Origin of the sequence: Brevibacillus fluminis, assembly GCF_003710825.1 — a bacterium.
GTDB classification, from domain to species: Bacteria; Bacillota; Bacilli; order Brevibacillales; family Brevibacillaceae; genus Brevibacillus_D; species Brevibacillus_D fluminis.
The window spans coordinates 328,680-341,686 of sequence record NZ_RHHQ01000017.1 but is presented as its reverse complement, the minus strand read 5'-3'; the positions used below and the strand labels follow the sequence as shown (position 1 = coordinate 341,686).

General features: G+C 48.0%; 11 protein-coding genes and 1 pseudogene. 4 read left to right on the top strand and 8 right to left on the bottom strand.

What is annotated here, in order from left to right:
- Positions 1–151: 151 nt before the first annotated feature.
- The 3 genes from EDM56_RS21770 to EDM56_RS21760 form a co-directional block, all read right to left on the bottom strand.
- Positions 152–1,156 carry a LacI family DNA-binding transcriptional regulator gene (locus tag EDM56_RS21770; RefSeq protein WP_122920014.1) on the bottom strand — a complete coding sequence of 335 codons (1,005 nt, stop codon included), beginning with the start codon at positions 1,154–1,156 and terminating at the stop codon, positions 152–154.
- A 51-nt stretch (positions 1,157–1,207) separates the two neighbouring features.
- Positions 1,208–2,410, bottom strand: a complete 1,203-nt coding sequence (locus tag EDM56_RS21765; protein ID WP_122920013.1) for a diphosphate--fructose-6-phosphate 1-phosphotransferase — start codon at positions 2,408–2,410, stop codon at positions 1,208–1,210.
- Between the two features lie 291 nt (positions 2,411–2,701).
- Complete coding sequence (locus EDM56_RS21760; RefSeq protein WP_122920012.1) at positions 2,702–3,472, bottom strand: SDR family NAD(P)-dependent oxidoreductase; 771 nt, start codon at positions 3,470–3,472, stop codon at positions 2,702–2,704.
- A gap of 205 nt (positions 3,473–3,677) precedes the next feature.
- On the opposite strand from EDM56_RS21760, the gene EDM56_RS21755 reads away from it, so the two are divergent.
- A complete protein-coding gene (locus EDM56_RS21755; RefSeq protein WP_122920011.1) occupies positions 3,678–4,508 on the top strand; it encodes an AraC family ligand binding domain-containing protein in 831 nt (276 codons plus the stop codon).
- Complete coding sequence (locus EDM56_RS21750) at positions 4,508–5,458, top strand: DMT family transporter (protein ID WP_122920010.1); 951 nt, start codon at positions 4,508–4,510, stop codon at positions 5,456–5,458. Before EDM56_RS21755 ends, EDM56_RS21750 begins: the two co-directional genes overlap by 1 nt.
- Before the next feature lie 76 nt (positions 5,459–5,534).
- On the opposite strand, the gene EDM56_RS21745 is transcribed toward EDM56_RS21750, so the two are convergent.
- Positions 5,535–7,232 (bottom strand): S41 family peptidase, encoded by a 1,698-nt coding sequence (locus EDM56_RS21745; protein ID WP_183192549.1) that lies wholly within the window; start codon positions 7,230–7,232, stop codon positions 5,535–5,537.
- A 203-nt stretch (positions 7,233–7,435) separates the two neighbouring features.
- Between EDM56_RS21745 and EDM56_RS21740 the strand changes: the two genes are divergently transcribed.
- Positions 7,436–7,825: a hypothetical protein gene (locus EDM56_RS21740; protein WP_122920008.1), complete on the top strand. Its 390-nt coding sequence runs from the start codon at positions 7,436–7,438 to the stop codon at positions 7,823–7,825.
- A gap of 109 nt (positions 7,826–7,934) precedes the next feature.
- Here the strand turns inward: EDM56_RS21740 and EDM56_RS21735 are convergent, their stop codons facing one another.
- From EDM56_RS21735 to EDM56_RS21725, 3 genes are all read right to left on the bottom strand, one after another.
- Entirely contained in the window at positions 7,935–9,284 is a 1,350-nt protein-coding gene (locus EDM56_RS21735) for a HAMP domain-containing sensor histidine kinase (protein WP_122920007.1), read from the bottom strand.
- Positions 9,281–9,958, bottom strand: a complete 678-nt coding sequence (locus EDM56_RS21730; RefSeq protein WP_122920006.1) for a response regulator transcription factor — start codon at positions 9,956–9,958, stop codon at positions 9,281–9,283. Before EDM56_RS21730 ends, EDM56_RS21735 begins: the two co-directional genes overlap by 4 nt.
- Positions 9,959–10,329: 371 nt before the next feature.
- Positions 10,330–11,214, bottom strand: coding sequence for an ankyrin repeat domain-containing protein (locus EDM56_RS21725; RefSeq protein WP_148040413.1), 885 nt, complete (start codon positions 11,212–11,214; stop codon positions 10,330–10,332).
- 228 nt (positions 11,215–11,442) lie between these two features.
- Between EDM56_RS21725 and EDM56_RS21720 the strand changes: the two genes are divergently transcribed.
- Positions 11,443–11,799: a group I truncated hemoglobin gene (locus tag EDM56_RS21720; protein ID WP_122920004.1), complete on the top strand. Its 357-nt coding sequence runs from the start codon at positions 11,443–11,445 to the stop codon at positions 11,797–11,799.
- Between the two features lie 68 nt (positions 11,800–11,867).
- Here EDM56_RS21720 and EDM56_RS21715 read toward each other — a convergent pair.
- Positions 11,868–12,891: pseudogene (locus tag EDM56_RS21715) on the bottom strand (tyrosine-protein phosphatase).
- Positions 12,892–13,007 lie beyond the last annotated feature (116 nt).

The window sequence follows — 13,007 nt, the reverse complement described above, 5'->3', positions numbered from 1 at the left end:
CACAGAATATTTTACAGACTCCTGCGATTCTACCACTGCTATTCCTTTATTTTCTAGTACAAAACGTTATTTTCTCGGAATAAAATTATAACCTTCATGCAAGTCCGCTACAGAATCCCGGATCGCACATGTTTGTTTGATTTTCTGCTATTTACTTTCCCCTATATGCCATCGTGGTTTCCCGCTCGACAAGCTTCGGCAGAAGGATCAAGCGCTGCTTCATATGCTTGAGTCCTCTGATCTCCTGAATTAACAGATCCATCACCCCATATCCCATCTCCCGGATCGGCTGGGCGATCGTTGTCAACGGCGGATCACTGATTTTTGCCCAGATCGTATCATCAAAACCGACAACCGACAAATTGTTCGGGACAGACAAACCTCTTTGACGTGCCGCTTGGATCACTCCGATTGCCAACGAGTCGTTGCAGGCAAAAATGGCGGTCGGTGGTGAAGATGAATCGAGCAGTTTACTGGCCATCTCTTTTCCGCTCTCGACAGCTGAATCCTTTACGAACTCCATCTGATCATTCACTTCCAGATTGGCTTCCTCCAGCGCTTGCTTGTAGCCGCGAATCCGTTCACGATTGCTCCATACATCCCGGGCGATGATCGCGATACGTTTGTGGCCGAGTCCAATCAGGTGTGAAGCGGCTTGGTATCCTCCCAGGAAATTATCGATCGAGACGGTATCCACCTCGAGGGACGGGATTTCTCTCGCCACTACCGCAATCGGGAAGTTTTGATGGATAAGCTCCTTAGCGCCCTTGAGGTTTTCAAAGCCCGACGCCAGAATGATCCCGTCGACGCTTTTTTGCTTCAGGAGTGACGTGTACTTTGCCTCTTTTTCCGGGTCGTAGTCCGTACTGCAAATCACGATGTTATAGCCCAGACTGTGCCCGCGATCCTCAATGCTTCTGGCGATCTCTGAGAAGAACGGGTTGGCCAAATCGGGTATGAGCAAGCCAATCGTATACGTCGATTTCCCCGTTAGTGCAGATGCCACCACGCTTGGCTGATACTCCATTTCCTCCATGAGCGCCATAATCTTTTTTCTCGTTTTTTCTGAGATCCGACCAGTATTGTTGATGACCTTTGAGACAGTTGCGATAGAGACGCCTGCTTTTTTTGCTACATCATAAATAGTCGGTTTCATTCAGTTCCCTCGATTTTCTTGAATAGTTCAACGCATGAGCCGTCAATCTGATTATAAAGCGAGCGTCTTGTAAACAGGCAGACCGTTTTTCATCGGAATTTCGACTTCACCCTGGATCAGCGGCTGCACATAATTAAAGAACGCTTGTTTCACGTAGTTTACCTTTTTGTCATACCAGTCGAGTGGAAACGCTCTTTCCTCACTCGCTACTTTTTTAAGGGCAACCGGCTTCCAAACGACTTTGTAGCGTTCGTTGGGCATTCTCTGAATGGAGATCATGTCTCCTGAATGTCCAGCCAAGACGTAATCGCATGCCTGCTTGCCTATTTCATACGCTTCGCTGATGTCTACGAATGAGGATGTCCGCATACTGCTTCGTTGCCAAATGCTTGGTTGCACGTAGCGGGCGGTCAATGACGTCTCTGTCTCGATACAGGCTTTCAAGTACGAGGAAACGCCACCCAATTGAGGGCGTCCGACATTATCCTCATGTGAATGATTCCCGATGATGGCGCCATCTTTATCGACGATTCCTTCCGCAACGATGACGAGCGAATGTCCTCTCTCACGACAATCTCTTTCTATCGTTTCCAGGAACCTTGCTTCCTCAAAAGGAACCTCCGGTATATAAATACGGGGTAGCCATTCGTTTTTCTCCTTGCTACCCAATCCACATGCCGCAGCCAACCATCCTGTGTTGCGACCCATCGTCTCGATGATCGTCACACGGTTGGTCGTCAATGTACTGCCGAGATCCATCGCTATATCCATGAGGCAGGTGGAAAAAAACTTAGCTGCGCTGCCATACCCGGGACAATGGTCAGTATGTGTGAGGTCATTGTCAATGGTTTTTGGGACGCCAACTACTTGAAGCGCGTAACCTTTCGCTGATGCGGCAGCCAGGATCAAATCAGCCAGAAACATCGTTCCATTTCCGCCAATGCAGAACAAATATCGAATTTGGTTGCGCTCTAAGTGGGCTACGATTTGATCCACTTCATCCGTCTTATCCAGTTTATATCGCCATGAGCCCAGAGCTGCTCCCGGTGTATAACGCAAGTAAGCCAATTCCTTTAGAGGGATTGTAGATAAATCAATGTAATCCCCGTGCAGCAAACCATGCAAACCATACCGTGCTCCGTAGATGCTGCCCAACGTTCCGGACTGCTTCGCCCTCTCCACAATACCGTATAATGTGCTATTAATAACGGAAGTAGGTCCTCCCGATTGCACGATCAGACAATTTCCTTTCATTTCAGACCTGCCCCCTTCTTTGATAGATCGAATTTCTAGGTTAGCAGTTGAAATTGCAGGAATGGTAGCATCGTCCCGACTCGATCGTTAAAAAGCGCTTTCCCAAAACCAAACGGGCCATCCGTCTTACTTAGCGACCTCAATTCCGTGTTTACTATCGTTATAGTTGATTAACCGCTTACCCTACGGTCATTATACGTGGTGAAAACGAAATTTTCAATCAATAATCGCTGTTGTCGTTTTGCCAGCACGCTGAATCGGATATGAATGTAAACTATTTGCAAAGTGATCTTAGTTACCGTAAATCGTCATCCCGCCATCTACGAACAAAATTTGGCCCGTTATGTAGTTGGACATGTCGGAGGCAAGGAAAACAGTCGGACCCACGAGATCTTCCAGCTCACCGATTCTTCGCATTGGTGTTCGCGCGATAATCTCTTCCAGAACCACGGGATCAGCCAACACCTTTTCGGTTAAAGGCGTATTGAAAAAGTATGGTCCGATTGCGTTTACACGAATGCCATACAGTGCCCACTCTACTGCGTGAATTTTGGTCATGTGAATCAAAGCTGCTTTCGAGGCGCCATACGCAACACCTGACAATGCAGCCAAGTGCCCGTCAACGGAAGAGATGTTGATGATTTTGCCCCCCAGCTGCTCTTTCATCTGGTGAGCGACCACTTGGGACATGATGTACGCCGACTTCAGATTCGTGTCGATGATTTTTTCCCATTCCTCATCTGTCACTTCCAAGGCGGTTCGGCGGATATTCGTGCCAGCGTTGTTGACGAGAATATCGATTTTGCCTGTCTGCTCTACAATGGTTTGAACGGCTTGTTCAATCTCAACTCGTTTCGTCATGTCGACTTGGATCGGGTAAGCAATTCGTCCCAGCTTTTCGATTTCGGTTGCCACAGATGTAAGATCATCCAGAGTTCTTGCTAGCAGTGCCACATTTGCCCCCGCTTCAGCAAGTCCAATGGCCAGCGCTCTTCCAATTCCTTTTCCCGCTCCTGTGACGATTGCGACTTGGTTGTCCAGACGGACGGACGGTAGGTACATGATAGTGCCTCCTTTAATTTGTTTTCTTCCTTTGCTTATGAAAGCTTTTTGGAAGTTTGGTCATGGAGATGTTTATACCATATGTAGGGAAGAGCCGTAAATGTTTTTTTCGAAGTGCCTTCTCCCGCAAGAGCAATATCTTGCAAGAACATCTAGGCTTTGTGTGGTAAGGTATCACTACACGACGTGGCAAGGGGGTTGAACGGTGGCAACGGAGGTACGGACGGTCTTCTTCGATAAAAATTTACAAGTCGAAGCGTATTGCTTTCAAGGGATTATGCAAAAATTCCCCAACCATTTTCATGATTACTATGTGTTGGGCTTCATCGAAAAGGGACAGCGTCACTTGGTCTGTCAAAATAAGGAGTACATCATCAACGCTGGTGATGTCGTCATTTTTAACCCGCGCGATGCCCATACATGTGAGCAGGTGGACGGGAGAACGTTGGACTATCGTGCACTCAATGTGCCGGAAGAGACGATGCGAAAAGCGGTTCGAGAGATTACGGGCAATGAATCACTCCCCCGCTTTCGGCAAACCGTCCTTGTGCAAAGCGAACTGGCATCATCATTGCGGGAACTTCACTTGATGATCTCGCAGGAAACCGAAGATTTGAAAAAAGAGGAGCTGTTCTTGTTTCTCATCGAGCAGCTGCTGCAAGAATACGGCGATGAAGTGCCCGAGCACAGTGGCTTCAATCCTGACTCCCAAATCGATAAGGTATGCCATTATTTAGAAACAAATTATGCAAGCGCGATCACACTCGACCAGCTGAGTGATATCGCTGACACGAGCAAATACCATCTGCTCCGCTCATTTACCAAACAAAAAGGCATCTCGCCGTACAGTTTCCTTGAAACGATTCGGATCGGCAATGCAAGAAAACTGCTCGAACAAGGGATTTCCCCGCTCGAGGTTGCGATGAGGACCGGATTTAGCGACCAAAGTCATTTTTCGAATTTTTTCAAACGGATGATCGGGTTAACGCCCCGGCAATATGGGAAAATTTTTGTGGATGCCGGAGGGACAAAATGATGGCGACGTCCAGCCGATCTGCGGGGCATGCCGCCGCGTTGTTGACGATTCTGATCTGGGGCACGACATACATCGCAACCAAAAAGCTGTTAGCAGATTTTAATTCTATGGAAATCTTGTTTTTCCGATTTATCATTGGTTATCTCTCGCTTTTGATCGTGTATCCGCATCGTGTGAGAACAAACGGTGTTCGCGAGGAGCTGCATTATATTGCGGCAGGACTGTGCGGTGTGACTTTGTTCTTTTTGTTGGAAAATATCGCGCTCACGTATACCCTCGCCTCGAACGTTGGCGTAATCGTCTCGATTGCCCCATTCTTCACCGCTGTTTTGGCGCACTACATCCTGGAGGGGGAGCCGTTGCGTCCGCGCTTTTTTGCAGGCTTTGTCATAGCGACCACCGGCATCGTGCTGATCATTTGCAATGGAAGCTTTCTTTTGAAGCTGAACCCGCTGGGTGATATGCTTGCAATCCTAGCGTCCATGGTTTGGGCTGTCTATTCCGTGTTGATGCGAAAAATTAGCCAGTTCGGGCAGCATACGGTTGGTAGCACGCGAAAGGTGTTTTTCTATGGCTTGCTGCTAATGATTCCCGCGTTGTTTATGTTTGATATTCGTCTCGATGTGATGCGGTTCGCGAATATCTCCAATTTGTTGAATATGGCTTTTCTGGGCTTTGCCGCTTCTGCGCTTTGCTTTGTCACCTGGAACTGGGCCGTAGGCGTGCTCGGAGCTGTGAAGACGAGCTTGTACATTTATTTGGTACCACTGATTACCATCATGGCAGCTGCACTGCTTTTGCATGAGAATATCACATGGATCGCGTTGCTGGGTGCTTCTCTCACGATCGTGGGGCTGGTTCTCTCAGATGGCCAGCAGTTCCGCTGGAAGCAAAAAGGCAACCGAAAGGCCTCGCAGCGCCATTCACAGTCTCAGGTAGAAGGATCGTAGTATGTAAAAAACGTAAATTAGTTCCCTCATAGTGAGGGGCTACTTTACGCTTTTGTCAGTTTTAGGGGGTGTATGCTCACTTCATTCGTTCCAACGCTTGAACCGCGTAATCCAGTTCAACATCCTTCCCTTCTACTACCTTTTCATAGAACGTTTGCTCATTGAGCGGCACCTTCACATCAGGGATGCCTCCTCCCTGTCCATGATCATTGCTGTCGCCTTGAATCACGTTGTTTACCCCGAGTGAACGCCCATCCGGAAATTCAAGGATATACCCTTCTGGCATGGCAACCCGAATCGGACGCGTCACTACGCCAAAGGACCCGTTCGTTGATGTAAAGCCGACGACTTTGACATGGGGCAAACCTTTTAATGCGATCGGCAGTCCTTCCCCAGAGCTAGTAGTCCGATGGTTAATAAGGATGGCGACATTCCCGTTGTAAGTATTCGCTGCCGGCTTGATGGTCCGCGATTCCAAGTCGTTGAGCTCGAACGTCCCGGTATTCCGATTGTAGTAACTTACGTTTTCATACAGCTTTTCTTCCTGGACGAAAAAGCCGGAGCTGTCCGCAACCATGTCATCGCTTCCGCCAGGATTATCGCGCACATCAATGATGATGCCTTTTACTTTTTGCTCCTGAAACTCGATCAGTATCTCTTCCAACGTTTTTACAGGGTCAGGCATCGATTGACTTGGGAGAAAATAGCGTATTTTCACATAGCCGTACCCGTTCGGCAGCTGTTTGGCTTCGAGCGGAGGATCTTCTCGGTTCAGCTTGACCCTCGTCTTTTTGAGTGATTCGTACTTGTCATCATACGCTGTGAGTGTTGTGGTTTTGATGTGGCTGTCGCCTATGTTCCGGTATTCCACCTCGACTTCTTTTCCAATAGGGGCCCTAACCATGAACCTTCCTTGGTTTACACGTCGATCCCCTTCTGTTGCCGTCGGATTTTCGCTCCAAACGGTGCGTTCATAGGCTTCTTTCGCTGCTTTTCCATCCCAGCGGACGATCTCGGCGCCGAGCTGGATCCCGCTATTTTCGGCTGGACTTCCATGTATCAGCAGATCAACCCGTATCGTACCGTTATCCAACATGATCGTGCTGATTCCATAGCCGCCACCCGCTTCCGCATGAAATACCGGGTTATCGCTGTATAAATCTTCATTGACGATTTTGCTGTGTCCATCTCTCAAGGAATGCACGTACTCTCGCAGCGTTTTGTAGTACAATGCCTTGTTTTTCGCTTGCTCCGCCTGTTTAAAAATCGGTTCATACTTTGCTTTTCGCTCTTGCCAATTGACTTTTTTCCAATCCTCAAACGGATATTCCCGCGATAGCCGTTCATTTAGTTGGACAAAAGCCTGGGAATAACCCAGCTCGCTATAATCGCTCTCCGGATTGTAGCGCAGCTCGCCGGCAACCAAAAGAGCCAAGACAATCGGAACAACACCCGCCCCACACAGGAGAATTCTGACGAACCGGTACCTTGGCACGGGAATGTGAGAAATCGGCTTCCAAAGCTTCGTCGCCGTGCACGCAAATAACACGCCAGTAAATGCATATAGTAGGATTGCGGGGATGGTGATGTCCCCGCTGCATACGCTGGCGACCGCCACTGCGACGCCTGTAACGGGGACGAAATCAAGCCATCTGAAATACACGCGTATGGGGAATGCATACCAGATCAAAATCAACACGTCGATACTACATAACACCCATTCGTAAACCGTAAACCACTTGAAAGAATCCAATACGTGCCACACGACTTCCATTGTTCCGCTCCTCCCATTCATTGGTAATGCTCGTAAGAAAGCGTAGAGGAGAAATATGAACGGAGCGTGAACGAAATCAAGTTTTTCTAGCGTTGCCGAATCTAGTCAATTTATGTTCGATAAGCCTAAAAAATATGAAAACGGCACTTGTACCAATCATCTTTTCCCCCTCCTTCATATGGTAATTCAGGAGGTGATAGAACATGGCAAAAACCCAACCCGTTACAATTGGCGCTAATAGTATTGCAAAAATCGGTAACCGTTTTTTCTTGATTGTTGAGGTAGAAGCAAAATCACCCGGAGTTGAAATTGATCCGGTATTTGCTGTCCGGACAACACCCCAACAAGCAAGAAGCCTCATTCGTGCAGGCGTGATGCGGACAATTATTCAGAACAAGGTCCCAAAACCGAGTCGAGGAAAGAAAGTTGAATTCAAAGGTGTCTTGTTTGCAAATGGACAGTTTTTTTCAGTCTTCGACGTTGAGAACACTACTGACATTTCTGTACTAGTTAGAATCAGTAGGGAAAGGGCGCAACGGCTTATTCGAGGTGGTGCGCGAATTATTCCAGTTATCAGGAGACCTTTCAATTGATTAGTACAATAGCGAGACATTGCCTCAACCTGCGCAGGATCAACAAGGGCCTGTTGCAGGTTTTTTTATAAGGTACACTTTTCGTTATAGGTTACCGATTGTTTGTGCATCAATCATTACGTAGGATCGGGAGCGTGACCTTGATCGTCGTCCCTTCACCGACCGCGCTTTGCACGTCAATGCTTCCATGGTGAAGTACGATAATCCGCTTAACGATCGCTAGGCCGAGTCCGCTGCCTTTTCGGCCCGTCCGGGAGCGGTCCGTCTTGTAAAAGCGAACGAAAATGTGGGAGAGCTCGTTTGGTGGGATGCCGATACCGGAATCAGTGATGTTGACGAAATATTTGTTTCCGTGCTTGGTAAGCTCGATCCGAATCGTGCCCCCTTCTGGCGTGAATTTGATACTGTTTCCGAGCAAATTGGTCCACACTTGGTTCAATTGATCTGCATCTGCGGTGATTTTGGCGGCGACAGGAAGATTCAAGTCAACGCGAATGTCTTTCGCCGACCATAACGGCTCACTGGCGACGACGACCAGTCGAATCTGCTCATCGAGATGAAACGTTGACGCTGCAAAAGGATGGTGCTCCGACTCTAGCGAGGCAAGCTTGAGCAAATGTTCGCTCAAACGGGATAGTCGTTCGCTTTCCATCAGGATGATGTCCAAATAACGGCTGCGGTTTTGCTCGTTGATAAGCTGGTCGTATTTCAATGCTTTTGCAAAACCGGAGATCGATGTCAGCGGTGTTTGAATCTCATGCGATACGTTGGACACGAAGTCTTGGCGCATTTTCTCCAGCTGCTTGAGTTCCCCTGCCATTTCGGTAAAGCTGTTTGCCAGCGTTCCCAGCTCGTCCTTTCGGTTCAGTTTCAATTCAATATCATAATGGCCCTTTGCCAGCTGTTTGGTTGCTTGCGTCAATGCTTTGATGGGCTGTACGAGATACCTGGCGGCAATGAGGATGCACATGCTTCCGGTGATGAGGACGAGAAGCAGAACCGTCAAAAACAAACGGGTGATCGTATCTTCGTTTTTCGATGATGGCAATAAAAACAAAGCACGCGATTTCGCCTTTTCTTGAAACGGGAGGCCGATGAATGCGAGATCTGCATCAGCTGCAGGCAAATATCGCTCGCCCGATAGCACAATCCGAACCGTTTCAGGCGGGATACGGCCCGTTGCCTGCCTAGGTGCGCAGATTTCCTCGGAATCGCTGTAAACGCATATGGGATTGGAAGTAATCTTTGAGATGCTTTGCATAAACGACGCGAGATTTGCAGGGGTTGTTTGTTCGTAGACGTGGATGATGTTCTCGCCAAGTAAAACGATCTCATCTCGCTGCAAATGGTCAAGCTCATTTTCAAACAAAGCCAAACCGATAAGCGTCGATGCGACGATGGCAATGAGAATCGCAGCCAAAAACGTAAGGACGACACGGACGTAGAGCGTCTTTCTCATTCACTCACCACGAGTCGGTAGCCAAGGCTTCGGGCGGTTTCGATGCGAAAATGATGTGTATCGCCGGCGAATCGCTCCCGCAACCGTTTGATGTGAACGTCGATGGTCCGGTCGTCGCCATCATAATCGATGCCCCAAATTTGGACGATCAACTGTTCACGGGTGAAAATTTGGCCGGGATGGCTGGCTAGCTTGAACAGCAGCTCGAATTCCTTCAATGGCAATGTTAGCTCCTCATCTCCGCGAACAACCTTGTAGGACTGACGGTTCAATACGATTTCACCTATTCTGACCGTATGGGAAAATGCGATTCGGTACCGTTTCAAAAGCGCTCTGACTCTCATCACAAGCTCCAGCGGATCAAAGGGCTTGGTTACATAATCGTCGGTGCCCAGCTGAAAGCCTTTCACCTTTTGCCCCGCTTCCCCTTTGGCGGTCACCATCAAAAGCGGGATATCAGGACCATGCTCCCTGATTTTTTTGCAAAGCTCCCAGCCGTCCATGTGCGGCATCATAATGTCGAGGATGACGAGATCGATGGCCGATTTCTCCACGATCGAGAGTGCCTGTGCGCCATTCGTCGCCTCAGCTACCTCAAAACCTTCATTGCGCAAAAATATGCGCATCAGCTCTCGGATGTGCTCCTCGTCGTCGACTATCAGTATTTTTGTCATGGGAATGGTGTTCCTTTCCTGTTATTTTCCCTGCGCTTCAACGGTATGAATGTAAACAAATTAGCATGACAAAAAGGAAAGGTAGATCGTAGAATTTCCCTCTAATTGAGATTTTTCTGGAAATGGTTGTGTATTGATATGAACAAGGAAGGCTTGTTGCTGCAGGAAAAGCTGTGGTAAAGATAATAAACTTCTGATAGTAGATATAGAACCAATTTTCAGTGATTCAGTTGATGAGTTGCTTTCATTCCCAGCGAAGTCGCTTTTTTCACGATACGATCACACTGTAATATAGAAAAACCACTCATCAGCATGAGCGGTCTAACACGTAACTTGCAGCCATCAGATACGAGTCCTTCGTACTGGTCTTCTTAATTGTAATCTGTCTCTATTTGTTTCTGAGGGGCTTGCTTCAAAACGTTGGCGATTTCCGTAAGTCCCATTTGTTCCGCCAATTGCAATGGAGTCAAACGAAAAATGTCTTTGTTATAAGTATCAAAATTCCTACGCTCTTCCGCTACAACCTGATTGGGATCTGCCCCGAACTCGATGAGCGTTTTGACGCTTTCCAGCCTTTTCATTTTCACTGCTTTGTAAAGCGGTGTCCAGAAGTGCTCGTTCATATCGTCAGTAAAATTCGGGTTGGCCCCATGTTCGAGTATAAGGCGAACGACTTGTGGATTTTCGATATTGAGCGTCAAGACATTATCATAGAAGCTGTACCGCAGGTTCGGATCACCTCCTGCCTCCAACATACGCTTCAGGTTGTCGAGGTTGCCATTTAAAACCGCATTGGAAAGAGGCGAAATCCATTCTTTGTCAATATAAATGCTCACATTCGGGCTCATGCCCGCACGCAAAAACAGTTTGACAGCCAAAATGTCATTGTTTTTGCTAGCGATGATAAAATCTCGGTCCGTATAGGAAATTGCCAGCTTACCGAGCTCTTGCCTTGCCTGAATCGGTGTCAGATTGTCTGTTTCATCGACAGGTTGCGGCTGTGGCGGCGCTGTCGCTTCAAGCGGCGTTGGAGCTGGCTGTTGTTCTGCAGCGTTCGTTGCGAGCGCTGTCGCCGGTGGCGCTTCAGGGGTAGCCACTGTCGGGGCGACTGAAGGCGCAGTTACAATAGGTGCTGTTTTTGCCGGAATGAGCGGCTTTCCACGATTGTCTTGATACTGCTGATAAAAGTAATACCCTAAAAATCCATTAATGGCTAAGCACACAACCAATACACTGATTCCAATGACATTTTTCACGACGGGCACCTAATTTCTTTCTACTTGAATGATAAATGGATAAACTTGTCGAATTGCGCATGCATTTTCCATTTTATCAAACTTTTTATGATTGGCAAGATTGTCCACACTCCCCTTCATTGGTTTCCTCTTGCCCGTGATAGAAAAAGTCTTGCCCGTCAGATCAACATAAAAGTCCTGCAACTGTGGAATCGTTAAGAAGGAAAAGTCCTGCAGAGGAGGTCAATGATGGGGAACTTTTATGATAAATATGGCGGTGAAGCGACAATCGCCAAAGTGGTTGATTATTTTTATGACTTGGTGTTGGCAGATGAAACGGTGAACCAATTTTTTGCGAATACGGATATGGAAAAACAACGCAAGCACCAAACTAAATTTATCAGCTTTGCGCTCGGCGGTCCAAACCAATACACCGGCCAATCGATGGCGAAGGTACATGAGGGGATGAATTTGCAACCCAACCACTTTGATGCCATCGTTACCCATTTGCGTGCTGCTCTTAGTCATTTTGGGGTGGCGGAAGAGGATATTTCGGAGGCTCTGGCCAAAGTCGAGTCGTTGCGTAACGATGTTTTGTACAAATGATCGATAATCGGTAGTAGCCTTTGCAACCAAAAAACCACCACAATGGGTGGTTTTTTCTGTTTATCCAGTCATTCCAACAGTAACGCCCGCAAATTCTCCCGTTTCTCCTTTGTCAAACCAAGCGCTTGCTCCAGGTAACGGTCCACCGAACCGTACTTGCTGTTGATTTCGTCCAGGGCTGCTTGCAAATACTCTTTCCGGACGTCGTAAATTGCCGCTGCGATCGTTATGCTTTCTTCATCTTTTAACTTTGGCTTCAAGCTTTCAAGCGTTTTTTGGCTAGCTGCTTCCGTATAAGTCTTGGAGAGCATAAAGTCTACCATCACCGTCTCCTCAGGTACGCCCAAGGCGAACAGCAGCATGGCCGAACCAAAGCCCGTTCGGTCTTTCCCCGAACTGCAATGCTGAACAAGCGGAAGATTTTCTGGATGCTGTGCGAACTCCAGAACCTGGGCAAACGCACCGTTGTAATGCGTAACATACTCCTGATTGACCATTTTCATGTACGCGCCTGGCTTGCCGAGTGCCCCAAGATGGCCGGATGCGACTAAGGGACCTGTGTCTATTTGAGATGGGACTTCCTTGAAAACGGGAATGTTTTCATTTCGGATCCCGTCCATGGTGCGATCGGGTTTATGAACGATTTCAACATCGGAGCGGTAGTCGCACACTAGCTTGAGACCGGATTGCTGTAAATACCGTACATCAGCATCGCTTAGGCTACTTGAGCGCCTCGGAACGGTATAGGTAGCCCCACTTGACTGTGTGCCCATCGGTGGTCTTGTAGCCGCCCAAATCCCGGAAATTGTCTGTGCCCTGTAGCGGAAGCCGTCTTTCTGCTACTGTCGCGGACGCACCATCTGTCGAGATGATTTGAAAATACGGCCGGGCTAACGGGCTGGGATCATCGGCGATAACAGATGTGTCCGAAGCTACCGTTGTCAGCAGCTTTCCTTGTTGCTCGATTTTTTCCGGAGACGTGCTCCAATAAATGCGGACTTCCCCCAACGGACGGTTTGGTTGCCAGCCGAGTTTCAACCGCTTCTTATCGAGTCGTTCCACTTCAGCATCAAGCTTTATTTGGTTCTGCAAAGGCTTGGTATAAGCGGGATCCGTAGCCGCCTGCTTTGCTGCATTGATTGGCTCCGATGCTGAGCAACCGCTTATTAAGATGGCGATTCCAGTTATCAGTTGGATGAAGTAGCTGT

Coding starts and splice junctions, on each gene's coding strand:
- EDM56_RS21730 (WP_122920006.1), bottom strand. CDS start 9,958: ATGACAAAAATACTGATAGTCGACGACGAGGAGCACATCCGAGAGCTG.
- EDM56_RS21760 (WP_122920012.1), bottom strand. CDS start 3,472: ATGTACCTACCGTCCGTCCGTCTGGACAACCAAGTCGCAATCGTCACA.
- EDM56_RS21770 (WP_122920014.1), bottom strand. CDS start 1,156: ATGAAACCGACTATTTATGATGTAGCAAAAAAAGCAGGCGTCTCTATC.
- EDM56_RS21720 (WP_122920004.1), top strand. CDS start 11,443: ATGGGGAACTTTTATGATAAATATGGCGGTGAAGCGACAATCGCCAAA.
- EDM56_RS21745 (WP_183192549.1), bottom strand. CDS start 7,232: ATGGAAGTCGTGTGGCACGTATTGGATTCTTTCAAGTGGTTTACGGTT.
- EDM56_RS21740 (WP_122920008.1), top strand. CDS start 7,436: ATGGCAAAAACCCAACCCGTTACAATTGGCGCTAATAGTATTGCAAAA.
- EDM56_RS21735 (WP_122920007.1), bottom strand. CDS start 9,284: ATGAGAAAGACGCTCTACGTCCGTGTCGTCCTTACGTTTTTGGCTGCG.
- EDM56_RS21750 (WP_122920010.1), top strand. CDS start 4,508: ATGGCGACGTCCAGCCGATCTGCGGGGCATGCCGCCGCGTTGTTGACG.
- EDM56_RS21765 (WP_122920013.1), bottom strand. CDS start 2,410: ATGAAAGGAAATTGTCTGATCGTGCAATCGGGAGGACCTACTTCCGTT.